General features: G+C 72.3%; 18 protein-coding genes and 1 pseudogene. 6 read left to right on the top strand and 13 right to left on the bottom strand.

Annotation, left to right across the window (positions count from 1 at the left end):
- Window positions 1–33: 33 nt before the first annotated feature.
- Window positions 34–1449 carry a PhoH family protein gene (locus COUCH_RS04720; protein WP_249610869.1) on the bottom strand — a complete coding sequence of 472 codons (1416 nt, stop codon included), beginning with the start codon at window positions 1447–1449 and terminating at the stop codon, window positions 34–36.
- A gap of 259 nt (window positions 1450–1708) precedes the next feature.
- On the opposite strand from COUCH_RS04720, the gene otsB reads away from it, so the two are divergent.
- A complete protein-coding gene (gene otsB, locus COUCH_RS04715; protein ID WP_430640884.1) occupies window positions 1709–2533 on the top strand; it encodes a trehalose-phosphatase in 825 nt (274 codons plus the stop codon).
- Between the two features lie 253 nt (window positions 2534–2786).
- Here the strand turns inward: otsB and COUCH_RS04710 are convergent, their stop codons facing one another.
- Complete coding sequence (locus COUCH_RS04710) at window positions 2787–2990, bottom strand: hypothetical protein (protein ID WP_249610867.1); 204 nt, start codon at window positions 2988–2990, stop codon at window positions 2787–2789.
- A gap of 252 nt (window positions 2991–3242) precedes the next feature.
- Here COUCH_RS04710 and COUCH_RS04705 point away from each other — a divergent pair, with 252 nt between their 5' ends.
- On the top strand, window positions 3243–3449 hold the full coding sequence (locus COUCH_RS04705) for a hypothetical protein (RefSeq protein WP_249610866.1): 207 nt from the start codon (window positions 3243–3245) through the stop codon (window positions 3447–3449).
- Here the strand turns inward: COUCH_RS04705 and COUCH_RS04700 are convergent.
- The 4 genes from COUCH_RS04700 to COUCH_RS04685 are packed head-to-tail and all read right to left on the bottom strand — an operon-like array spanning window position 3437 to window position 8072.
- Window positions 3437–4207, bottom strand: coding sequence for an isoprenyl transferase (locus COUCH_RS04700; RefSeq protein WP_249610865.1), 771 nt, complete (start codon window positions 4205–4207; stop codon window positions 3437–3439). The two genes, COUCH_RS04705 and COUCH_RS04700, sit on opposite strands and share 13 nt — an antisense overlap.
- Before the next feature lie 31 nt (window positions 4208–4238).
- Window positions 4239–5357: an NAD(P)/FAD-dependent oxidoreductase gene (locus COUCH_RS04695; protein WP_249610864.1), complete on the bottom strand. Its 1119-nt coding sequence runs from the start codon at window positions 5355–5357 to the stop codon at window positions 4239–4241.
- A complete protein-coding gene (locus COUCH_RS04690; RefSeq protein ID WP_249610863.1) occupies window positions 5354–6211 on the bottom strand; it encodes a hypothetical protein in 858 nt (285 codons plus the stop codon). The genes COUCH_RS04695 and COUCH_RS04690 overlap by 4 nt, the downstream gene beginning before the upstream one ends.
- 55 nt (window positions 6212–6266) lie before the next feature.
- Window positions 6267–8072 carry a phosphoenolpyruvate carboxykinase (GTP) gene (locus COUCH_RS04685; RefSeq protein ID WP_249610862.1) on the bottom strand — a complete coding sequence of 602 codons (1806 nt, stop codon included), beginning with the start codon at window positions 8070–8072 and terminating at the stop codon, window positions 6267–6269.
- A gap of 306 nt (window positions 8073–8378) precedes the next feature.
- On the opposite strand from COUCH_RS04685, the gene COUCH_RS04680 reads away from it, so the two are divergent.
- The 3 genes from COUCH_RS04680 (at window position 8379) to COUCH_RS04670 (ending at window position 10388) form a co-directional block, all read left to right on the top strand.
- The gene (locus tag COUCH_RS04680) at window positions 8379–9143 is read left to right on the top strand and encodes a sigma-70 family RNA polymerase sigma factor (protein ID WP_249610861.1); all 765 of its coding nucleotides are present in this window, start codon (window positions 8379–8381) and stop codon (window positions 9141–9143) included.
- 25 nt (window positions 9144–9168) lie between these two features.
- On the top strand, window positions 9169–9762 hold the full coding sequence (locus COUCH_RS04675) for a GtrA family protein (RefSeq protein WP_249610860.1): 594 nt from the start codon (window positions 9169–9171) through the stop codon (window positions 9760–9762).
- 62 nt (window positions 9763–9824) lie between these two features.
- On the top strand, window positions 9825–10388 hold the full coding sequence (locus tag COUCH_RS04670; protein WP_199510581.1) for a GtrA family protein: 564 nt from the start codon (window positions 9825–9827) through the stop codon (window positions 10386–10388).
- Here COUCH_RS04670 and COUCH_RS04665 read toward each other — a convergent pair.
- From COUCH_RS04665 to COUCH_RS04655, 3 genes are all read right to left on the bottom strand, one after another.
- A complete protein-coding gene (locus COUCH_RS04665) occupies window positions 10315–10923 on the bottom strand; it encodes a PH domain-containing protein (RefSeq protein WP_249610859.1) in 609 nt (202 codons plus the stop codon). The genes COUCH_RS04670 and COUCH_RS04665 overlap by 74 nt on opposite strands.
- Window positions 10924–10927: 4 nt before the next feature.
- The gene (locus tag COUCH_RS04660) at window positions 10928–11797 is read right to left on the bottom strand and encodes a biotin--[acetyl-CoA-carboxylase] ligase (RefSeq protein ID WP_249610858.1); all 870 of its coding nucleotides are present in this window, start codon (window positions 11795–11797) and stop codon (window positions 10928–10930) included.
- A gap of 224 nt (window positions 11798–12021) precedes the next feature.
- Window positions 12022–13734: a hypothetical protein gene (locus tag COUCH_RS04655; RefSeq protein WP_249610857.1), complete on the bottom strand. Its 1713-nt coding sequence runs from the start codon at window positions 13732–13734 to the stop codon at window positions 12022–12024.
- A 1192-nt stretch (window positions 13735–14926) separates the two neighbouring features.
- On the opposite strand from COUCH_RS04655, the gene COUCH_RS04650 reads away from it, so the two are divergent.
- Window positions 14927–16651 (top strand): acyl-CoA carboxylase subunit beta, encoded by a 1725-nt coding sequence (locus tag COUCH_RS04650; RefSeq protein ID WP_430640883.1) that lies wholly within the window; start codon window positions 14927–14929, stop codon window positions 16649–16651.
- 230 nt (window positions 16652–16881) lie between these two features.
- Here COUCH_RS04650 and COUCH_RS04645 read toward each other — a convergent pair whose 3' ends face one another.
- The 4 genes and pseudogenes from COUCH_RS04645 to COUCH_RS04630 all read right to left on the bottom strand — a co-directional run.
- Entirely contained in the window at window positions 16882–17538 is a 657-nt protein-coding gene (locus COUCH_RS04645) for a M50 family metallopeptidase (protein WP_249610855.1), read from the bottom strand.
- A gap of 65 nt (window positions 17539–17603) precedes the next feature.
- Complete coding sequence (locus COUCH_RS04640; RefSeq protein WP_249613564.1) at window positions 17604–18347, bottom strand: M50 family metallopeptidase; 744 nt, start codon at window positions 18345–18347, stop codon at window positions 17604–17606.
- A 505-nt stretch (window positions 18348–18852) separates the two neighbouring features.
- Entirely contained in the window at window positions 18853–19065 is a 213-nt protein-coding gene (locus COUCH_RS04635; RefSeq protein ID WP_249610854.1) for a hypothetical protein, read from the bottom strand.
- A gap of 2523 nt (window positions 19066–21588) precedes the next feature.
- Window positions 21589–22965: pseudogene (locus COUCH_RS04630) on the bottom strand (protein kinase domain-containing protein); the annotation flags it as partial.
- Window positions 22966–22967: the final 2 nt, after the last annotated feature.

The following is a 22967-nucleotide window of genomic DNA, read 5'->3' as shown; positions in this document are numbered from 1 at the left end:
CCGGCCGGATCCCCGCCTCACGGTGACACCGGGTCAGAGCGGGATCTCCTCCAGCAGATCGGTGACGACCTCTGCGATGGGCGAACGCTCCGACCTCGTCAGGGTGACGTGGGCGAAGATCGGGTGGCCCTTGAGCGCCTCGATCACCGCTGTCACGCCGTCGTGCCGGCCCACCCTCAGGTTGTCGCGCTGCGCGACGTCGTGGGTGAGCACCACCCGCGAGCCCTGCCCGATGCGCGACAGCACCGTCAGCAGCACGTTCCGCTCGAGCGACTGCGCCTCGTCCACGATCACGAAGGAGTCGTGCAGGCTGCGGCCGCGGATGTGGGTCAGCGGCAGGACCTCGAGCATCCCGCGGGCCAGGACCTCCTCCACGACGTTCGCGTGCACCACGGCGCCCAGCGTGTCGAAGACGGCCTGCGCCCAGGGCGACATCTTCTCCGACTCGCTGCCCGGCAGATAGCCGAGCTCCTGGCCGCCGACGGCGTACAGGGGGCGGAAGACGACCACCTTCTTGTGCCGGCTGCGCTCCATCGTCGCCTCGAGGCCGGCGGCGAGCGCCAGCGCGGACTTGCCCGTGCCGGCCTTGCCGCCGAGCGAGAGGATGCCGATCGACTCGTCGAGCAGCAGGTCCAGGGCCACCCGCTGCTCCGCCGAGCGGCCGCGCAGGCCGAACGCCTCACGGTCGCCCCGAACGAGCTTCACCGTCTTGTCCGGTGTCATCCGGCCCAGCGCCGAGCCGCGCGACGAGTGGATCACCAGGCCGGTGTGGCAGGGCAGGTGCTCGGCGTCCGCCACCTCCAGCTCGTCGCCCTGGTACAGCCGGTTGACCTCGTCCTCGTCGAGGCTGAGGTCGGCCATGCCGGTCCACGTGGGGTCGCTGGCCTGGCCGTGCCGGTACTCGTCAGCCGTCAGGCCCACCGAGGCGGCCTTCACGCGCAGCGGCATGTCCTTGCTGACGAGCGTGACGTCACGCCCCTCCGCGGTGAGCCCCAGCGCCACGGACAGGATCCGGGTGTCGTTGGAGTCGTTGCGGAAGCCCTGCGGCAGCACGCTCTGGTCGGCGTGATTGAGCTCGACGCGCAGCGTGCCGCCCTCGTCGTTGCAGAGCACGGGCTGGTCGAGCCGGCCGTGCTTGATCCGCAGCTCGTCGAGCATGCGCAGCGACTGCCGGGCGAACCAGCCGAGCTCGGGATGGTGGCGCTTGCCCTCCAGCTCGGAGATCACCACGAGCGGGATGACCACCTCGTGGTCGGTGAACCGGCGGAACGCCGCCGGATCGGACAGCAGGACCGAGGTGTCCAGCACGAAGACCCGTCCGGCTGGAGCGGGCTCCGCGTCGGCGTGCCGGTCCCGGGACGGGCGGCGCCCCGAGGCGGCGCGGCTGCTGGAGACTTTGGCGGCCGGGTCGGTGTGCGCGGCCCCGGCGTCAGTACGGCGAGATGTCACAGGCCTGCTCCAGCGGGCGTGCAACCCGGTCCGCCCGCGGTCCGCCATGTCCGGCGCCCGGCACTTGCACGGGGTCGGGATGCTGGCCCCGTGGCGTACTCGTCGCAGGTCCGGGCCGGCCGGATGGCTCGGGAAAACCCCGTGCCATGACTAGAACGCTAGCGGTCAAGAGCCACCTTCGGTAGTACCCGCGAGATCCGCCAATTCGGCGACGTTCCGTGGACGTGCAATGGGCCGTACGGCAGGTAGGCTGGGCTTTGTGCCTGAGTCCCCGTTTGAGAACGCGCGTCCCACGCACCCGCTCACTGCCGCAGAGGCTTTGGAGTTCACCGCCTCGCGGGCGAAGGACACCACCTTCTTCTTCGACTTCGACGGCGTGCTGTCCCCTGTCACGGACGACCCCGACGCCTCCCAGCCGGTCCCGTCCGTCCTGGGCGTGCTGGAGCAGCTCGCCGCCAGGGTGGCCCGGGTCGCCATCGTGTCGGCCCGCCCGGTGAGCTTCCTGCGCTCCCGCTTCGACTCGCTGGAGCACGTCGACCTCTACGGCCTGTACGGCCTCGAGGTGTGGCACGACGGCGACGTGGTCACCGAGCCGGCCGCGCTGCCCTGGGTCCCGGCCATGGCCGACCTGGCCGGGCGCGCCAGGTCGGAGCTGCCCGAGGCCATCCTCGTGGAGTACAAGCGGCTCTCGGTGGCCCTGCACTACCGCACCGCGCCGCAGCTGGCGTCGCAGGTGGAGCGCTGGGGCCACGAGCAGGCCGAGCGCCTCGGGCTGCGCGTGCAGGGCGGCCGCATGGTGGTCGAGCTCAAGCCGCCGGTCGACCAGGACAAGGGCATGGTGATCAGCGAGGGCGTGCTGAACGCCGGCTGCGCCTGGTATTTCGGCGACGACATGTCCGACATCAAGGCGTTCGACGCGCTGCGCGCCCGCGAGGCGGTCGACCCCGGCTTCTTCGGCATGTGCGTGGCCGTGGCCAACCCGGAGACCGGCGCCGACGTCTCCAGCGCGGCCGACCTGACGCTGGAGTCACCCGAGGCGGTCGCCCGTTTCCTGGCCGACGCGCTCCCCGCGTTCGACCGCTGAGCCGCCGGCCCAGAGCCGGCGCGCGGACTCCGTCAGGTCCTCCAGACAGGGCGGCGGGTCCTCGCGCCACCACGCCGGCCGGACCGTGATAGGCGGGACGTGCCGCAGCGCCCGGTAGGCGACCCCGGGCGCGGGTACTGGTTCGCCGTGGCCTCGGCGGTGACGCCCACCGCCTGCCCGGCTGCGATCAGATTCAGCCATTCGTCGACCGAGAGCGTCCGCCGGACCGCGCGCGGACGGGCCTCCGGCGGCATCAGGGGTCGAGGGTCGTCGTACCGGTCCGGAGGTTGATGGCCACCGCGTAGCGGGCCAGGTCCTCGATGCGCAGGGTGCGCCGGCGCGCCAGCGAACTGTCCGTCGCCACGGCGGCGAAGCGGGCCTCACGGCCGATCTCCGCGGTGGCGAAGCGGGCGTCCGCCAGCGGCCGGCGGATGACGGCGACGTGCCGGGCTTCCATGCGCCGAGCGTATAAGTCGCGCGGCCGGCGCATGCCCCTTCGCCGGCGGCCGGCGCGAGGGTCGGGTCATGAGATCGTCGCAGCTCACCGGTGTGGCCACGATGCTCGGCAGCGCCGCCGGCAACCGGATCGGGGCGGCCGCCGGCGCGCACGCCTTCGCTGCTCTCGGACCGGCCGGGGTGGTCGCGGTCCGCCAGCTCGTCGCCGCCGCCCTGCTGCCCCCGGTGGCCCGGCCGGACGTACGCTGCCGGGGTGCTGAGCGCGGTCCCGTACGCGGCGGACCTGATCGCCCTGCGCACGGTCCCGCCGCGGGTGTTCGGCACGTTCATGAGCGTGCACCCGGTGCCGGCCGCTCTCACCGGCCTGGCGCTGCTCGGCCAAGGAGCCGCGCCGGCACGAGTGGGCCGGGATCGCCGTGGTGATCGGGGTGCCGGCCGCGAGCAGCCTCAGGCGCCGTAGCGACGCTGGCGGTTCGCGTACGAGCGCAGCGCCCGCAGGAAATCCGTCCGCCGGAAGTCGGGCCAGTTGGCGTCGTGGAAGTAGAACTCCGAGTGCGCCGACTGCCACAGCAGGAAGCCCGACAGCCGCTGCTCCCCGCTCGTGCGGATGACCAGGTCCGGGTCCGGCTGCCCGCGGGTGTAGAGGTGCTCGGCGATGTGTTCCACGTCGAGGATCTCGGCGAGCTCCTCGAGCGTGCGCCCGGCCGCGGCGTGCTCGTGCAGCAGCGAGCGGACCGCGTCGGTGATCTCGCGGCGGCCGCCGTAGCCGACCGCGAGGTTGACCTCGACGCCGTCGCCGCGCTCGCGGGTCTTCTCCTGCGCGGCCTTGAGGGTGGTCGCGGTGCCGGCGGGCAGCACGTCCAGGGCGCCGACGATGCGCAGCCGCCACGGGTTGCCGTCCTCGGCCAGCTCGGTGGCGAGGTCCTCGATGATGGTGAGCAGCGGGTCCAGCTCGCCGGCGGGGCGGCGCAGGTTGTCGGTGGCCAGCAGGTAGAGCGTGACGTGCTTGATGCCGGCCTGGTCGCACCAGGTGAGCAGCTCCTTGACCCGGGCCGCGCCGACCCGGTGGCCGTCGTTGGGGTCGACGTAGCCCATCTCCCGGGCCCAGCGCCGGTTGCCGTCGCACATGACCCCGACATGCTGCGGTATCGGCTTGCCGGCGAGTTTGCCGGCGAGCCGCCGTTCGTACAGCGAGTAGACCAGGGACCGCAGAGTCATCGCGCCAAGCCTATCGAGCCGGGGCCGCGGCTCAAGAGGGCGAGGCGGCGATCCGGGCCAAACCACCCGCGATGCGTCCGATCGTGCGAAGGTCGAAAAGCCCGTCAGCGAGGCCCAGGTCCACCATCCGGTCGAAAACCGTGGCATCCCGGCGCGCCGCCTCGACCGCCGCGTCGACCACCCGGGGCCGCCGGGTCAGCAGCGACGCCATCCGGGAGTGCCGCAGGTGCCGGCCGAGCCGGGCCCGGAGCGCCGCGGCGTAACGCCGTGCCGCCGTCTCCGGTCCGCCGGCCGCCGCCGTCCCGGCCAGCGCGCCGGAGAGCACGGCGTAGAAGATGCCCTCGCCGGTGAACGGGTTGATCAGCGACAGGGCGTCGCCGGCGAGCAGCACCGGGCCGCGGGCCGGTGCCGGGCGGTGGGTCGACAACGGCAGGTGGTGGGCGCGCAGGCCGGCCGGTTCGCCGCCGGGCAGGAGATCGGCCAGGCGTTCCATCAGGTACGCCTTCGTCAGCGGCGTCCCGCGCAGCACCTCGCCGTACCCGACGTTGGCCGTGCCGTCGCCGAGCGGGAACGACCACGCGTACGCCGGCCAGCGTTGCCGCGTGGTCCTGATCACCTGTTCGTCGCCGGTCGCCGGGGCGTACCCGCGGATCGCGATCGCGAGGTGGCCGGCCGGGTTCACGGGATGCCCGAGCCGGCGCCGGACGACCGAACCGGCCCCGTCCGCGCCGATGAGCACGCGTGCCCGGATGCGGTCGTCGAGCACGACGGAGTCACCGTCGCGGCGGATCGTCCGTACGGTGTGCCGCTCGAAGTCCGCCCCCGCTGCCCGGGCCGCCTCGACCAACCGCGCGTCGAAGACCTTGCGCGGCACGGTGTGCGCGGGGCGCGGCAGGGGCCGCGCGACCTCGATCCCGCCCGGGGCGACCAGGCGCAGCCGCTCGACCGGTCGATAGCCGTCGGTGACCGCGGTGACGCCCAGGTCCGCGAGGACGTCGAGGGTCTCCGCGGCGATGCCGTCCCCGCACGGCTTGTCCCGGGGGAACTCGGCGCGGTCGAGCAGCAGCACGGAGGCGCCGGCGCGGCGGGCCGCGAGCGCCGCGGCGGATCCGGCCGGACCCGCGCCGACGATCGCGACGTCGTGGCTCACGCGGCGGCCGCAGCCGGTACGGACACGACCGGCAGCCGCGACACCCGCCACAGCGAGTAGCAGACCAGCAGGGCGGCGGCGACCAGCGGGGCGCCGTCGCGGACGAGCCCGTCGGCGCCGAGCAGGAGATAGCAGAGCGGCAGGTCGACGACGAGCACGCCGAGCGTCACCCAGAGCAGCAGCCGCCGGGCCCACGTCTTGCCGCGCATGAGGAAGAGGGTCGTCACGGCCACCGCGTAGCTCACCACGAACCCGGCCACGAACCAGAAACCGACCGCGAGCAGCCACTGCGGCCGGCGGCCCAGCTCACCCACGGAGATCAGCGCGGGTACGAGCATGAGCGGGCTGTACGTGAAGGCGGCGACCCGGGCGGTCAGGGCCCAGGCGGCCAGCGGCGGGCGCTTGGGCGCCGCCTCGCGCCACTCCAGCCCCTTGCCGGTGACGACCAGCTTCTTCGGATGCCGGACGAGGTGGTCCTGCACGGTCGGGTGCCGGTAGAGCAGCACGACCACCGCGACGCAGAGGACGGTGAGGGCGGCGAAGCCGAGGACGCCGGGAAGCGGCGGGGTGCCCGAACGGGGCACGATGAGCCGCCCGACGGCGAAGATGGTGGTGACGGCCAGGATCAGACCGATGGGCCGGGCGCCCGCGCGACCGCGGCGCACGTGCCAGATCAGGATCAACCAGCCGAGCGTCCGCAGCAGCGCCCAGCCGGTGCGGACCGCGAGCCCGTAACCGTGCTCGGGCGCGTACCAGAAATTGAGGAGCTCGACCCCCGCGGTGGCCGCGGCCGTCGCGACCAGCAGCCAGGTGAGCGCGCGGACCACGCGCGGCTTGCGGTCGTCGAGGGTCACGGGTGCGAAGGTACCCAGGCCGCGCCCGCCTCGAACGCGAGGCGGGCGCGGGTCGTCACGCGGCGTTCAGGCGGGACTTGAGCGCGTCCAGCTCCGACCAGAGCACGGCCGGCAGCTTGTCGCCGAACTTGGCGAACCACTCCTCGACCTGCGGGATCTCGGCCAGCCACTCGTCGGTGTCGACGGCCAGCACCGCCTCGATGTCGGCCCGGTCGATGTCCAGGCCGGTCAGGTCCAGCGCGTCCGCGGTCGGCACGTGCCCGATCGGCGTCTCGACGGCCTCTCCCTTGCCGTCGAGCCGCTCGACGATCCACTTGAGCACGCGCGAGTTCTCGCCGAAGCCGGGCCACAGGAACCGGCCGTCCTCGCCGCGGCGGAACCAGTTGACGTAGAAGATCTTCGGCAGCTTGTCCGCGTCGCCGGACGCCGCCTTGCCCATCTCGATCCAGTGGTTGAAGTAGTCGCCGGCGTGGTAGCCGATGAACGGCAGCATCGCCATCGGGTCGCGGCGCACGACGCCGACCTGCCCGACCGCCGCGGCGGTGGTCTCCGACGACAGCGTCGCGCCGAAGTAGACGCCGTGCACCCAGTCGCGGGCCTCGGTGACCAGCGGCACGGTCGTCTTGCGGCGGCCGCCGAAGAGGATCGCGTCGATGGGTACGCCGCGCGGGTCGTCGTACTCGGGCGCCAGGATCGGGCACTGGTTGATGGGCGTGCAGAAGCGGCTGTTCGGGTGGCTGGACGGGGTGTCCGAGTCCGGCGTCCAGTCGTTGCCGCGCCAGTCGGTGAGGTGCGCGGGCGGCTCACCCATGCCCTCCCACCAGACGTCGCCGTCGTCGGTCAGCGCCACGTTGGTGAAGACGGAGTTGCCGCGGGCGAGCGTACGCATGGCGTTGGGGTTGGTCCGCTGGTCGGTGCCGGGGGCGACACCGAAGAGGCCGTACTCCGGGTTGGTGGCCCACAGCCGGCCGTCCTCGCCGAAGCGCATCCACGCGATGTCGTCGCCGACGGTCTCGACCTTCCAGCCGGGCAGGGTCGGCTCGAGCATCGCCAGGTTGGTCTTGCCGCAGGCCGACGGGAACGCGCCGGCGATGTAGCGGACCTGCCCCTCCGGCGAGGTCAACTTCATGATCAGCATGTGCTCGGCGAGCCAGCCCTCGTCGCGGGCCGCCACGCTGGCGATCCGCAGGGCGTAGCACTTCTTGCCGAGCAGCGAGTTGCCGCCGTACCCGGAGCCGTAGGACCAGATCTCCCGGGTCTCCGGGAAGTGCGAGATGTACTTCGTCTCGTTGCACGGCCACGCGACGTCCGCCTGCCCCGGCTCGAGCGGCGCGCCGACCGAGTGCAGCGCGGGCACGAAGTCGGCGTCAGCGCCCATCGCATCGAGGACCCGGGTGCCCATCCGGGTCATGATCCGCATGGAGGCCACGACGTACGCGCTGTCGGTGAGCTCCACGCCGAACATCGGGTGGGGCGAGTCGAGCGGGCCCATGCAGAACGGGACGACGTACATGGTGCGTCCGCGCATGCAGCCGCGGTACAGCTCCGTCATCGTCGCCTTCATCTCGGCCGGCGCCGTCCAGTTGTTGGTGGGCCCGGCGTCGGCGGGATCGACGGAGCAGATGAAGGTGCGTTCCTCGACCCGGGCGACATCCCCGGGATCGGTACGCGCCCAGAACGAGTTGGGCCTGCGCCCGGTGTCCAGGCGGACGAGCGACCCGGCCTCGACGAGCGCGTCGGTGAGCCTGGTCCATTCCTCGTCGGAGCCGTCGCACCACACGACCCGGTCCGGGGTGGTGAGGGCGGCGACCTCCTCGACCCAGCTGAGTAGGCGGGCGTGGGAGGTAGGGGGCAGTGACATGTGAATCCCTTCGGTCGGCTTGACCTGTGACGAATCCGGCCGGCAGTCCGGCCCCTGTCACGGGAGTCACGTCAGCGTAAGCCGAGTGAACGTTCAGTTCATCGGTGAAGCCTGTGGACAACCGCACAATCCTCGGCGTTTGTGCTCATAGACGATCGATCCTTCGCCGGACGGTGCACGTGTGCGCAGAGAGCGCTTCCACGCGTACGGATCGCATCTCCGCCCTCGCCTTTCACAAAAGGTACAAAGCGTCATAAGCTTGTCCACACTCGGGCTTTCCTCCCACTCCCGGCTCTGGAGGCAGGAATGACGACCCCGGCGAGCGAGGCCGATGCCGACGAGGAGCTGCTGGCGGCCGTACGCGCCGGCGACACCGCCGCGTACGGCGTGCTCTACCAGCGCCACCGCACCGCCGCCCGGAACCTCGCGTACGGGCTCGTCACGGACCACGCCGACGCGGACGACCTCGTCGCCGAGACGTTCGCCAAGGTCTTCGCCACCCTGCGCGCCGGACGCGGGCCGCTGGTGTCGTTCCGCGCCTACCTGCACACCACGCTGCGTCACGTCTGCTACCACCGGGCACGCCGCGACCGCCGGCTCGAGTTCACCGACGACCTGAGCCGGTACGACGCCGGCGAGCCGTTCCGCGACCCCGCGCTCGACCGCCTCGAGCGCACGTACGCCGCCCGCGCCTTCCGCGCCCTGCCCGACCGGTGGCGTGACGTGCTGTGGCGTACCGAGGTCGAAGGGGCCAGCCCGGCCGAGGTCGCACCGCAGCTGGGGCTCACCCCGAACGCGGTCGCCGTGCTCGCCCACCGGGCCCGCGAGGGTCTACGCCGCCTCTACCTCCAGCAGCACGTGGGCGCCGCCGACCCGCCGGAGTGCCGCTGGGCCGGGGAGCGGCTGGGCGGCCGGGTCCGCGGCCGGCTCGCCCCGAGGGACTCCGCCCGGCTCGACACCCACCTCGCCTGGTGCGCCGAATGCCGCGCCCGGCTCGCCGAGGTCACCGAAGTCGACCAGCCTCGTCACCGTCCGTACCGGCAGCGCAACCCGGCCGGGCCCTCAAGTTAAGACTCGCTCACGAAAACAGCGGGGGGTGACGGGCGCCGGTACGCTCGGATCCGTGCCCGTTGCCGACGTACTGCCCGCTCTACGGGCACGCTTCGGAGCACTCGTGCGCGAACTCAGCAAGTTCGGCACGGTCGGGGCGGTCGCGTTCACGATCGACCTCGTGATCTTCAACGTGCTGCTGCAGGGCGGCCTCGAGTCGCTGCTCGCCAAGACGATCTCCACCGTCGTGGCGACCACCGTGGCCTTCGCCGGCAACCGGTTCTGGACCTGGCGGCACCGCGACCACCGCAACATGGCGCGGCAGTACACGATGTTCTTCCTGCTCAACGGCATCGGCCTGGGCATCGGGCTGGCCTGCCTGGCGATCAGCCACTACGGGCTCGGCTCGATCTGGCCCGAGTTCCAGAGCCCGCTCGCGGACAACATCTCCGGGCAGCTGGTCGGCACCGCCGTGGGCACCCTGTTCCGCTTCTGGTCGTACCGCCGCTTCGTGTTCGGCGACAGGATCGTCCCGGACCCGGTGGTCCCGGCGGCCCCGGAGACACCGGCACCGCCGACCGGCACGGCCGCACCGCAGTCCACCGAGCAGCCGGCGCCGCGCGCCGTCCCGCGGATGTGACGAGGGTTTCAGCCGACCCGCTGTGTCCGTCGTCCCCGCCCCTCCCCCCTTAAGGTTGTCGAATGCCTTCAGCCCGCCCGCTGGCGGAACGCCTGCGCCACCTCGCTCCCGAAGCCCTGGCGTTCGGCGTGATCGGCGCAGCGAACACCCTGCTCTACATGGCCATCACCTGGGCGCTGCTGCCCATCGGCGCCGTGAAGGCGAGTGTCGTCGCCACCGTCGTCACGACCACGCTGGCCTACATCGCCAACCGGTTCTGGACCTACCGGCACCACACCCGCACCGCCCTGCGGCGCGAGTACACGCTGTTCTTCGGGTTCAACCTGGTCGGCATGGTCATCCAGTCCGGCGCGGTCGGCATCGGCAAGTACGGCTTCGGCCTCACCGAGGAGAAGGACGCCGTGCTGTTCATGGGCGTCACCCTGCTCGGCATCGTGATTGCCACGATCTTCCGCTTCTGGGCGTACCGGACCTTCGTCTTCCTCAAGCCCCCGGTCGACGGTCACGAGGCCGCGATGGCGGAGCTCGACGTCACCGCCGGCCTGGCCGAGCTCAGCGCCGAGGCGGAGGGCCGCTTGGACGAGGAGATCGCCAAGGAGATCGACGCCCAGCGCCGCGCGGTCTGACCAGCGACGGCTCCGGCTCGTCCTCCTCGTCGTCATCGTCCGGGCGCAGCTCCCGGTCGGTCTCGATGAGCTCGTAGAGCGTCGTCTGCACCTGCTGGACGTGCGGCACCGACGCCAGCACCGCCGACTGCTCGCCGATCGAGTCGACGGTCAGCGTGCCGCACCCGAGCACCCGGTCCAGCAGCGACTGCCGGGTCAAATGGTCGTTGACGCGGTTCAGCGGCAGATCCCGGCGCTGCCGCGCGACCACGCCGTCCTGCAGCAGGATCCGCTCGTCGGTGAAGACGTAATGGGTGGTCCGCCACACCAGCAGCGGCCACACGCCCCGCGTCACGCCCATGTACAGGGCGATCGCCGCGACCACGCACACGCCGATCAGGCCGCCGGTGGTCGTCGGGAGCATCACCCACACCACGATGACCGCCGCGAGGCAGACCAGCAGCACCAGGACCGGGCGTACCGCCGCCTTGGCATGCGGATGCAGGTGGAGGACGACCTCCTCCTCGTCGGTCAGCACGTCGTCCGGGAAAGCCACGGGCTCAGCGTACGTGCACGACGTCCCCCGCTGAGACGCCACGCTCGGCGCCGTCCGCCGTACGGACCATGAGCTGACCAGCACCGTCCACGGTGGTCGCCACACCGGCGATCTCCCCGCCGCCGGGCAACAGCACCCGCACGTCGCGCCCGATCGTGAGGCAACCCCGCCGGTACGCCCCCAGCAGCCCGCACAACTCGGCATCGCCACCGGTCTCGCGCCACCCGGCGTACCACCGCTCGAAGCCACGCAGCAACGCCCGCAGCAACGGATCCCGGTCCGCGGCCTTACCACCGGCCAGCTGCAACGACGTCGCCGGCAGCCCGGTGGTCGCGGGCAACTCGGCGACCCGGGTACTCACGTTGAGGCCGATGCCGACAACCACGGCGTCCTCGGCCGCCTCGGCCAGAATGCCGGCGGCCTTGCCCGGCGCCCCCGCCTGATCGCTCACGACCAGATCGTTCGGCCATTTGAGACCGGCATCCAGCTCGGTGATGCGCTGCACGGCCTCCATGAGCGCCACCCCGGCCAGCAACGGCAGCCACCCCCAGGCCCGCTGCGGCGCGGCCGCCCAGCCCCGCTCCGGATCGGCCGCTCCGGGCCGCAGGAGAACACTCAGCGTGAGCCCGGCCCGAGCCGGCGACACCCACTGGCGCTCCCGCCGCCCCCGGCCGGCGACCTGCTGCTCGGCGACGACAACCAGCCCCTCGGCGGAACCTTCCCGCGCGGCCCCGACCACGTCGGCGTTGGTAGAGCCGGTCTCCGCGACGACGTCGAGCTGTCGCCAGAGGCTGCCGGGGGTCACGAGCGCCCGCTGGAGGGCCCGGGCGGCCAGCGGGGGACGGTCCAGGTCGGCGTACGGCGAGGAGGCCATCGCTCTAGCCTAGAGCGCCCCCTGCCCCGACCTCGGGCCGCAGCGCGCGGTGACCCGCGGTCCGGCCCTTGAGCGGCAAGGCCGCTCCGGCTTTCGACGAAGTTCGCTGACCTTCGTCGGTAGCACCGCCTCGGCCTCTCGGAGACAGCTCACTCACCTTCGTCTGACAGCACCGCCTCGGCCTCTCGGAGACCGCTTGCCGGCCCTCGTCCGGGCACGCCGCCTCAGCCGGGGTCGGCTGCGTGCTTGCTCACGTAGACGGTGCTGCGCTGATCCGGGGGCGCGGCCTCCGGGCGCGGGCGGGGCCGGGGACGTGGTCGCACGCGGGACTGCGGCTGCACGCCCTCCCGATCGTCGGTGACCGCGGGCAGGCTCTGGGTGGGCTCCCCGGCCAGATTCCGCGGGCGCTGCGCCATGACCGGCGACCGCCGCCGCCGGGCCCCGGGCACCTCGGTACCCGGCCAGGTCAGATCGGGCAGCGCGGCCTCGGGGAGGTCGGGAACGGTCCAGACCGGCCCTTCCACACTTTCCTCGCGGCCCGCGTACCCGCCCTCGTGCCGGGCATCGGGTGCGGCGGCGTCACGGTCGTCGTCACGCCAGCGGCGGCGTTCCGGCTGGTCGGCTCGGTTCCAGGCGGTTCGGGTGCGGGGCTGGCGGTCGCTCTCGGCGGCGTACCGCGGGCGTGCGCTCCAGCCTTCGTGCCGTCTTCCTTCCGGGCTTCCTACCGTTCCCGGAGTCACCGGGGCCACCGAGCCTTCCGCGGCATGCCCGCCTTCTGTGCCCGCCGTGCCTGCGGTGCCTGCGATGCCTGCCGTGCCTGCCGTGCCCGCCGTGCCTCGCGTGCCTGCCGTGCCTGCCGTGCCCACCGTGCCTCGCGTGCCTGCCGTGCCTGCCGTGCCCGCCGTGCCTCGCGTGCCTGCCGTGCCTTCCGTGCCCTGCGTGCCTTCCGTGCCTCTTGCGCCTCCCGGGGCGATTTGTCCTCTTGCTGTGGCCGCCCGCCTTGTCGCGGTGGCGGTCTCTTCGCTTCCCGCAGGCGCCCCTTCGCTACGGCCGAGGGACCCTTCTCCTCCGCCGAGCGCTCCCGCTTCTCTTCCGGGCGCTCCCTCTTCCCCGGGTGCGCCCACTCTTCCTTTGGGGGCCGCGGCCCTTGCCGCGGCGTCGTGCTGTTTCGCTGCGGCGCTCCGGCGCCGGCTGGGGGCGTCGAGCGGCTTAAAGAAGCGCCGCCCCGCCGGACGCTCCTCCTGCGACCAGGCGCGGGGCGAGCCGACGTGGTCATCGGGGCGGACCGGCGGCCACTGCGGCACGACCGCGGTCGGCTCCGACTCCTCCTCCGGTAACGGGTCGAACCCCGAAGCCGGCGGGTACGGCGGAACGGCAGGAATGCGCTCGACCGGCACGGGCCAGCCGTACCCGGCGTCCGGGATCGGCGTCCAGTAGTCACCGGTGACGGGCTCGTCCCGGTACTCAGGGCGAACCCAGCCCTCCACCCGGTCCCCGTAGCGGCGGTCGGGACGGGTGGCCCACGGGCGGCGTACGGGCTCGTCGGCGTCCGCCTCGGTCAGCCCCGGGTCCTCGAGGTCGGCCTGTTCGGCGCTGAACGGGAGCGTGCCCACGGGAAGGTCGGCCAGCCGCACGTCCTCGTCGGCCAGCCAGTCGTCGTCATCGCCGTCCGGCTCGTACGGGTCCTCGTACGGATCGACCGCCAGACCTGCCTCGACGTCGTACCCCTCCTCCAGGCCGAGATCCACGTCGAGCTCGGGTTCCCCGCCTGGGCGGGCCCGGAGGTCGACCAGGCGTACGTCCGCCGGACCGGCGGGGTCACCATCGGCGGCCTCCACCGACAGCAGGCGGCGCAGCTCGAAGCGGCCCTGCTCGTGGTCGGTGTCCCGCTCGACCGCAACCTCCCCGCCGCCCGGCGTCTCCGCACGATCCGTCATGGCGGGCCGATCCGTTGTAACGAGCCGGTCTGTCATGCCGGACCGGTCTGTGATGCCAGGCCGGTCTGTGATGCCGGGCCGGTCTGCGATGCCAGGCCGGTCTGTCATGCCAGACCGGTCTGTGATGCCGGGGCGCTCCGTCGTGCCGGGGCGGTCGATGATGCCGGGGCGACCTGTGGTCCCGGAGCCGCCGGCCAGGCCGGGGCGACCCGTCGTGCCGGGCCGGTCCGTCGTGCCCGGGCGGCCAGGTGTCTCCGCGCGGGCCGGCGTCTCGGTGGGAGCCGGCTGGGTCACGGCGGGCGCAACAGCTGACCGGCTCGCAGCGTGGTCGGGTGCCGTGTCGTCGGCCGGGGCGACCGGCCAGAAGCGGCGCGAGTCGCGCGGGCCAGGCACGGGCGGCACCGCTGCCGGCCGGCCCGGGACGGCGTTCCGCGGCAGGTCAGGACCGCCGCTGCGACCCGGCACCGTATCGAGCCGCCGCGTCACCGCTGCCGAGTCATCGAAGCTCGCTGTCCTCGACGCTTCGCTCCGAGCCGCCCCCGGGATGCCACTGCGGAGTGTCCGCGCGGCATCGCTCCGCGCACCCCCCGAGGCGTCGCCACGAGCGGCGCGCGAGGCGTCGTCACGGACGGCACCCGAGGCGTCGCCACGGGCGGCTCGCGAAGCGTCGCTGCGCTCCACCCCTGGTCCCTCGCTGCCGGCCGCTGCTGCCGGGCCGCCACCCGCGGCAGCCGTCACCTCGACGCCGACCTTACGGCGACGGGCCGAGCTGCCGCGACCACCGCTACCGGACCCACCGCCGCTGCCGCGACGGCCGCCGCCGCGCGAGGTCGAGCGGGCACGGCGGGCGGCCCGCTTGCCGGGGTTGGCGCCGTGCTCGTCCGCGCCGTTCTCGCGACCGCCGGCGAACAGCACGTGGCGGAAGACGATGAGCGTCGCGATGCCACCGACGATCAACGCCACGCCGACGGGGGTCATCCATGTCGTCACGGGGGTTGTAACGAATGGTGCATTAGGAACGAAACGCACCCGGTTCGACGTCGCCCGGACCGTGGGCGTGCGTTGAAGGCGTCTTTCATGCGGCCACCTTGGCAGACGCGGACGACCCGCCCTCCCGTTATCCACAGGCCCGGTGTCGCCATGACCGCGTTATCCACAGCCCGGGCCGCACGCCAGCCGAGTGCCCGCCCCGATGGATACGATCACCCGGCATGGCACGACAGGCCCGTGCCGCGCCGGACGGCGGAGACGGGGCCCGCACACCAACGCGGGTCATGGGACAGCGCACCGGGGACAGCGATCGTCCGCGGGCGAGTGGAGGCGCAGGACAGTGACGACTCAGCAGGACGTGCAACAGTCCGACATCCACACGACGGCCGGCAAGCTCGCCGACCTCGCCCGGCGCACGGACGAGGCGGTGCATGCCGGTTCCGAGCGCGCCGTCGAGAAGCAGCACTCCCGCGGCAAGAAGACAGCACGCGAGCGCATCGAGATGCTGCTCGACGAGGGTTCGTTCGTGGAGCTCGACGAGCTGGCCCGGCACCGCTCGACGAACTTCGGCCTGGACCGCAACCGGCCGTACGGCGACGGTGTCGTCACCGGCCACGGCACCATCGACGGCCGCCAGGTGTGCGTCTTCTCCCAGGACTTCACGGTGTTCGGCGGGTCCCTCGGCGAGGTCTTCGGCGAGAAGATCGTCAAAGTGCTCGACCTGGCCATGAAGATCGGCTGCCCGATCATCGGCATCAACGACTCCGGCGGCGCGCGCATCCAGGAGGGCGTCGTCGCGCTCGGCCTCTACGCCGACATCTTCTTCCGCAACGTACGGGCCAGCGGCGTCATCCCGCAGATTTCGCTGATCATGGGCCCGTGCGCGGGCGGTGCCGTGTACTCCCCCGCGATCACCGACTTCACGGTCATGGTCGACCAGACGTCGCACATGTTCATCACCGGGCCGGACGTCATCCGTACGGTCACCGGCGAGGACGTGGGCATGGAGGAGCTGGGCGGCGCGCGCACCCACAACACGCGCAGTGGCAACGCGCACTACCTCGCGAGCGACGAGGAGGACGCGATCGACTACGTGCGGGCGCTGCTGTCGTACCTTCCGAGCAACAACCTGGACGAACCGACCACCTTCGACGCTCCCGCGGACCTCGACCCGAGCGAAGCGGATCTCGCCCTGGACACGTTGATCCCGGACTCGGCCAACCAGCCCTACGACATCCGCGCGGTCATCGAGGCGGTCGTGGAGGACTTCCTCGAGGTGCAGCCGCTCTACGCGCAGAACATCGTGGTCGGCTTCGGTCGCGTCGAGGGCCGCCCGGTCGGCGTCGTCGCCAACCAGCCCATGCACTTCGCCGGCACGCTCGACATCGCCGCGTCCGAGAAGGCGGCGCGCTTCGTGCGGACCTGCGACGCGTTCAACATCCCGGTGCTCACGTTCGTCGACGTGCCTGGCTTCCTGCCCGGCACGGACCAGGAATGGGACGGCATCATCCGGCGCGGGGCCAAGCTCATCTACGCGTACGCCGAGGCCACGGTGCCCAAGGTCACGGTCATCACCCGCAAGGCGTACGGCGGGGCGTACGACGTCATGGGCTCCAAGCACCTCGGGGCCGACATGAACTTCGCGTGGCCCACCGCCCAGATCGCGGTCATGGGAGCCCAGGGCGCGGTCAACATCCTCTACCGCGGCGAGCTGGCGTCGGCGGAGGACCCGGCCGCGCGGCGTGCCGAGCTCATCCAGGAGTACGAGGACGCGCTCGCCAACCCGTACATCGCGGCGGAACGGGGCTATGTGGACGCGGTGATCGCCCCGTCCCAGACCCGCAACCAGGTGACCCGCGCCCTGCGCACGCTGCGCACCAAGCGCGAAACGCTCCCGCCGAAGAAGCACGGCAACATCCCGCTCTAGGACGCCGCCGCCGGCTTGACGCAGCTCCGGCGGCAGAGAGACGCGCCAGCCTCACACCCCGCAGGGCGCGCCGACCTTCCACCCCGCGGCGCAGTGGTCCCGCCGGTCCTTACACGCTGTACCGCAGCGGACTCGCCGGTCCTCACGCGCTGCGGCGCAGTAGGGCCGCCGGTCCTCACGCGCTGCGGCGCAGCTGGCGCGCTGTCCTTACGCGCCGGGCCCGCCGGTCGTCAGGTGCCGTGGCGTAGCAGGAGGGCGCCGCCGTAGACCAGGGCGCCCAGTGACAGCAGCCAGAAGACGAACAGCCACACCACGTCGCCGATCAGGGTGTGCTTCTGCAGCAGCCCCGCGTCGGTCGTCGAGTCGGTGTGCATCGACCAGAACAACTCCGGCACCTGCCGCACGCCGCCCATCAGCAGGAACCACACCCACACGTACGAGAAGACGAGCTGCACCGCCTCCGTCGACCTCATCGCGACCGCCCACAGCATCGTGCCGACGAAGAGGATGACGAAGACGCCGAAGAGGTTGCGCGTCATGATCAGTACGCCCACGAGGAACAGGAGGCTGAGGAACAGCACTGATCGCGGGTCGACATCGTGGACCAGCAGTTGCACGCCGCCGAAGCCGAAGATGGACGGCCCCAGGTAGCCGGCGATCAGCGACATGAACCTCGACAACCAGTTCTCGGTGCCGGGCAGCATCTCGCCCGCGCCGCCATGGAAGATCTTGACGTGCTTCACGGCCGAGCCGAACAGCCAGCCGAACACGGCGTGACCGCCCTCGTGGGCGATGGCGATCGCGTTCGTCGTGTATCGCCACAACGGCACGGCTGCGACGAACGCCACCACGCCGGTGCTCCAGGCCATGCCCAGGTCAGCAGCCATGCGGTGGAAGCTATCGACCGCCTCCGGTGACGCGCATCACCGCGGCATACTCAATGTGTCGCCGTTCAGCTACTCGAAGTGGCCAGGTCGGGCAACCACTGCCCGGCCAGCAGGAACGTACCGATCAGCAGCGCCGCCACGTCGACGATCAGGAACAGGCCGACCCAGAACAACGCCGGTACGTGCGTGAGTCCGGCCAACTGATCCGCATCCGACTCGGGCATCCGCCCCCGGCTGCGCAACGACTGCAGCTCGAAGACCGGGCGGACTCCGCCGATCAACAGGAACCACACCCCCACGTACGCGAACAGCGACTGCACCTGTGGCGACGCCGACCACGACACGGCAAAGACGATCACGCCGGTGACCAGGACGGACACCACGCCGAACACGTTTCGGATGTTGATGAGCATGAGCAGCAGCAGCACGACGGCCACCCACAGCAGCAACGTGATCCGGTTCCCGCCGAGCAGCCATGCGCCTGCGAGCCCGATCAGCGACGGGGCGACGTACCCGGCAAGCAGCGTGAAGATCATGCCCGGCCCGGTCGGCCGCCCGGCCGACAAAGTCAGCCCCGACGTGTCGAACTCGAGGCGGATGCCGCGCAACTTGCGCCCGGTCAGCAGCGCGGCCAGGGCGTGGCCGCCCTCATGGGCGATGGTGATCGCATTCCGGGCGATCCGCCACACCGGCCGGAAAGCCACGACTGCGAGCGCGACCACCGCGGTGATCAGCACAAGCGTCCGGGGCGGGTCAGGTTGGGCGCTGAGCAGGGTGTCCCACACGTCAGTCACCGAGTCGATCGCCACAGCCCGCGAGCGTAGCGGATCAATGCCGCTCCAGCCGCACAGCAACCTGCGAATCGGCGACGAACGACGGCAGGCGCAGCTTCCTCACCCGCGCCGGCCGTCTCACGCTGGGCTCCTCACCCACGGCGGCCGTCGCACGCCGGGCTCCTCACCCACGCCGGCCGCCTCGCGCCGGGCTCCTCACCCACGGCCGCCGTCTCGCGGCGGGCTCCTCACCCACGGCCGCCGTCTCGCGCTGGGCGCGGCTTTACCCCAGCGCGGCAACTTCTTCCCGCAACGCGGCTCGCCCTACGCAGCGACTCCCATCTGGTGCGGAGCAGGGTCACGCGCGACGCCCCAAGCGGAGCAGGGTCACGCGCGACGCCTCAGGCGGAGCCCGGTCACACGCGGCATCCCCCGACGCGGAGCCCGGCCATGCGCCGCAAACCGCGGTCGCGGGCGGTGGCTCACGCGAACCGCGGACCGCAACGCCCCACGCGGAGCGCGGTCACGCGCGGCGACTCCTTCAGGCGCGGCGGCGCAAAGCTGGTGACGTGTCTGCTTGGGTACGCCGTTGCAGCTGCCAGGCACCGGCGACGGCACCGGCCACGATCATCGCCCCGGCGGCGGCCAGCGCGAAGGTCATCATGCCCACGGCCGCCACCAGGATGGCGATGTCAGCGAGCGCGACGAGCATCCACAGCCCGATGGTGGGCTTGCTCCCGTGTCGGCGGAACATCGTGCACCTCCAGTGATGGTTCACGATGACTACCCATTCACGTGAGGGCTCATGCGCCCGGATTCACGACAGCGGCTTGAACCCGTCGTAGATGGCCTGAAGATCTTTCTTCGCCGCGTCCCAGTCCTCGGGCGTGGTGTACCAGTTGATGCTGTACGCCTTCTTCGGCCCGGTGAGGAAGTTCCGCTTCACCGCGTGCTGCCGGTTCCCGCTGACGGTGGTGTAGAGGAACTCCCAGTCGACGCCCTTCTGGAAGTAGTCGACGGGCACCATCTTGATGCGCTGATAATTCCGGTACTTGCCGCCCGAGCGGGTCGCCTCCTGCTGCTTCCAGTCGGCCATCGGGTCCGCCGCGGGCTGGTCGGTCTGCGAGATGATCAGCAGCCGGTTGTTGTACCGGAACTCGGTCTCGCCCGGGTTGTTGACCTGCACGGACACCCCGGCAGGCAACGGTACGGAGAACCCGGTGCGGGAGTTGCCGTACGCCTTCCAGCCCTTCGGCACCGCACCATCGTTGCGGGCCGGCGCGGACGACGGCGGCGGGGAGGGCGTGGTGGTCGTCGGCTTCGGCGCAGCCGAGGTCTGCGGCGCCGCGGCCGCAGCGGACTGCTGCGGTTTCCCGGCACTCGCCACCGGCGCCGCCCCGCGCTGCGGGCCCGGCTCCGTGACATCGTCGTCGCCGATGGCATAAGCGAGCGGCACAACAACAAGAAGCATGAGTACGACGGCCAGAATCGCCAACGCGATGACGGTCTGCCGCCGCGTGAGCGTGACACCGAAAACGGTCAGCCCGCGCCGGCCGGCGGACGGCTCCCGGAAGTTCATCGGCTGCCACGCGGGCCGGCTCGAAGGCAGCACCCCCGAGCCCCCGGACACGGGAGCGTCCGAGGCGACGACGCCGCTCCTGGTGGCAGCCTCGGCGGCAGCCCGCTGCGAACGCCGGCTCGGCATGCTGCCCGCCGCTGGAATCACCCGCGTACGGGCCGGCTCCGCCCCGGACTGTCCGGCCGTCGACTTGTTCCCGGCCTTCGCCGACTTGCTCGCGTCGTCGGCGACCTTGGTCGTCCTGGTAGCCGACGCGCCCTCCGTGGCCACATCGGACTTGGCCGCTTCAGCCTTGGCCGGGGGTTTCGTTGCTGCGGTGGGTCCGGTTGCCGTGGCTGCGACCTGGGTCTGGTCAAGTTTGGCCGCGGCCTTCGAGCCGGTCTTTGCGGCGTTGGTCTTGGCGGCCTCGTCCTGTGGCTGCTCAGAGGCGCCGTCGGCCTGCTTCGGCTGCGCCTTCTCCGGCTCGGACTCCGACTTGTCCGGACCCGGCTGCTCTGGCTCGGCCTTGATGTCAGGCTTGATCGGGCTGCCGGACGCGGGAGCGGCTGCGTTCGATGCCTCCGGGGTGGGAGCGAGCGCTTGCCCGGCGGGCTTCTTGGCGTCCGTGGGAGGCACCTTCGCCTGGCGGCCCCGACCCTTCTTGCGGGAGGGCTTGCTTCCCGGGGTCGTACCGGCCCGAGCACCCACCGTCGGCTTACCGGCCGCTGTCTTGCCGTCGGCGTCGTCCTCGGCCTTGCGGTCGGCCGCCGGCGCTTCGGACTCCGTCGCGGCGCTGGCCACCTTGGCTGTGCTCTGCTCCGCCGCGACGGCCTTGACCGCGTCGCCGGCCTCGAGCTTGTCGGCCGGCTCTGTGTCCGGTGCCGGGGCGTTGGCAACTGTCGCCTCGTCGGCCGTCGGGGCCGCCTTGCCGTCCTGGTCCTTACCGGCCGTCTCGGCGGCGGTCGAAGGCTGGGCGGCCTTGCCCTTCTCAGAGCTGGACGGCTCAGCCGGGAGCGCCTTCTGATCGTCGGCGACCGCGCTGGGCGCCGACTTCGGAGACGAGCCTTCCTCGGACGCGGTGGCCTCGGCCTGCGCCGGTGCGCTGGGCGGGGTGGCCGGCGGGCTCCCCGGGCGCGGGCCGAAGGGCTGGCGGGATGCCGACCCCGCCGGCGCGGCGGCCGAAGTGGACCCGGCAGGTGATGCGGACTCGGCGGGCGAAGCGGACTCGGCGGGCGACGCGGAGCCGGCAGCCGACACCGAGCCGTCAACCGACGCGGAATCGGCAGACGAGGCGGGATCGGCAGTCGACGCGGGATCGACGGGCGACGCGGAGTCGACAGGCGATGCAGGCTCGGCGGTCGACGCGGAGGACGCCGGGGAAGCCGTCGAGGCGGAAGCAGCCGGCGCGGCGGGCGATTCGCTCGAGGTCGGCTTGCTCGCGGTGGGCGCCGACGTCTTTTGCGTCGTCGGCGGGGCAGGCGTCGACACCGGCGCGGCGGAGGCCGACGGGGTGGCGGTCGTTGGCGTTGCCGGGGTGTCCCGGTTGGGGGTTGAGGCTGGGGGCGCTACTGCCGGGGCACGGCTCGACGGTGGCTGGGGGGCCGTCGCGCGCTTGCGGGCTGCGGCTACTTCCTCGACCGTGAACGACCCCGGGGCGGAGCCCGACCCGCGCATCGTCGCGTCGAGGGCGGTGCCTCTTTCCACTCCGGTTGCCGCCTGTGGGGGCGGTGGCTTTGCTGTGCCCGTACTTTTCAAAGCAGCCGGACCCTCGGGCGGGAGCGGTGCGTCGATGCGGGTCGGCGTGTCCGCGGGACGCGGCGCGCGGCCGACCGTCGCCTTGCCGGGGGCGAAGATGGGAGCGCGACCAGCGGGGGCTCCGCTCTGCGGACGGTTCTGCGCCGCCGGGTCGATGGCGGGGTGGCCGGGCGTTGTCGCACGTCCGGGCGGGGGCGCGGCCGCACGACCGGGTGCGACGGGCGGCGTCGCAGCGGCGCGACCGGGCGCGACCGGAGGCGGCGCGGCGGAAGCGCGGCCGGTCGTCACCGGCGGCGCGCCGGAACGGCCGGGAGAAACGGGCGGCGCGCCGGAACGGCCGGGCGAAACCGGCGGCGCGCCCGGGGAGACCGGCGGGGTGCCGGCCGAGGGGCCCGTCACGGGCGGGCGCGGGCCGGGTACGACCGGGGCGCTGGCGGACACGCCGGGGACGACCGGCGGGCGTTCGCGGCCGATGCCGGGCCGGCGCATCGACGGGCTCATCGGGAACGTGATCTTCGACCGGCGGCCGGCGGCGCGCAGCAGCAACCGTTCCGCCTCGTCGGCGTTGATCCGGTGCGCCGGGTCCTTGCGCAGCAGGCCGTTGAGGACCGGCTTCAGCGGGCCGGCGTTGCGGGCCGGCGGCGGGTTCTCGGTGGCCAGCGCCGCCAGCGTCGCGATCGCGGACGGTCGCGCGAACGGTGACGCGCCCTCCACGGCCGCGTAGAGGGTCGCGCCGAGAGACCAGAGATCAGCACCGGGGCCTGCCGTGCCGTCCCGGGCACGCTCCGGAGCAATGTACGCGGGTGAGCCCAGCACCAGCCCCGTCCGGGTGACGTTGGGGTCGCCGGGCACCGTGGCCAGGCCGAAGTCGGTCAGCACGACCCGGCCGTCCTCGCCGATCAGCACGTTGCCGGGCTTCACGTCGCGGTGCACGACGCCCGCGCGGTGCGCCGCACGCAACGCACCCAGCACGCCGAGCCCGATCTCAGCCGCACGAACCGGGTTGAAAGGCCCGTCGCTGGCGAGGATGTCCTGAAGGGAGCGCGACGGCACGTACTCCATGACGATCCACGGATCGGCGTCGGTCCGCAGCACGTCGAAGACGCGCACCACATTGATGTTGTTGAGCCGGGCGATGGCTCGGGCCTCGCGCAGCGACCGCTCGCGCATCTCCCGCCGCTCGTCCGGCGTCAGGCCGGGAGGCGGAACGAGCTCCTTGATCGCCACATCACGGTGCAGGACGACGTCGGTCGCCCGCCAGACACGACCCATCCCGCCCTGACCGAGCGGCGCGACAAGCCGGTAGCGGTCAGCGACTACGAGCGGGGGGGAAGTAGACATCA

This window comes from Couchioplanes caeruleus, from assembly GCF_023499255.1.
Lineage (GTDB): Bacteria > Actinomycetota > Actinomycetes > Mycobacteriales > Micromonosporaceae > Actinoplanes > Actinoplanes caeruleus_A.
This window is presented reverse-complemented; position numbering and strand designations above follow the sequence as displayed.

Excerpts from the sequence above, each read along its gene's own strand:
- COUCH_RS04645 (WP_249610855.1), bottom strand. The coding sequence starts at position 17,538 with ATGGCTGCTGACCTGGGCATGGCCTGGAGCACCGGCGTGGTGGCGTTC.
- COUCH_RS04700 (WP_249610865.1), bottom strand. The coding sequence starts at position 4,207 with ATGACTCTGCGGTCCCTGGTCTACTCGCTGTACGAACGGCGGCTCGCC.
- COUCH_RS04685 (WP_249610862.1), bottom strand. The coding sequence starts at position 8,072 with ATGTCACTGCCCCCTACCTCCCACGCCCGCCTACTCAGCTGGGTCGAG.
- COUCH_RS04655 (WP_249610857.1), bottom strand. The coding sequence starts at position 13,734 with ATGACGGATCGTGCGGAGACGCCGGGCGGCGGGGAGGTTGCGGTCGAG.
- COUCH_RS04650 (WP_430640883.1), top strand. The coding sequence starts at position 14,927 with ATGGATACGATCACCCGGCATGGCACGACAGGCCCGTGCCGCGCCGGA.
- COUCH_RS04710 (WP_249610867.1), bottom strand. The coding sequence starts at position 2,990 with ATGGAAGCCCGGCACGTCGCCGTCATCCGCCGGCCGCTGGCGGACGCC.
- COUCH_RS04670 (WP_199510581.1), top strand. The coding sequence starts at position 9,825 with ATGCCTTCAGCCCGCCCGCTGGCGGAACGCCTGCGCCACCTCGCTCCC.
- COUCH_RS04660 (WP_249610858.1), bottom strand. The coding sequence starts at position 11,797 with ATGGCCTCCTCGCCGTACGCCGACCTGGACCGTCCCCCGCTGGCCGCC.
- COUCH_RS04680 (WP_249610861.1), top strand. The coding sequence starts at position 8,379 with ATGACGACCCCGGCGAGCGAGGCCGATGCCGACGAGGAGCTGCTGGCG.
- COUCH_RS04635 (WP_249610854.1), bottom strand. The coding sequence starts at position 19,065 with ATGTTCCGCCGACACGGGAGCAAGCCCACCATCGGGCTGTGGATGCTC.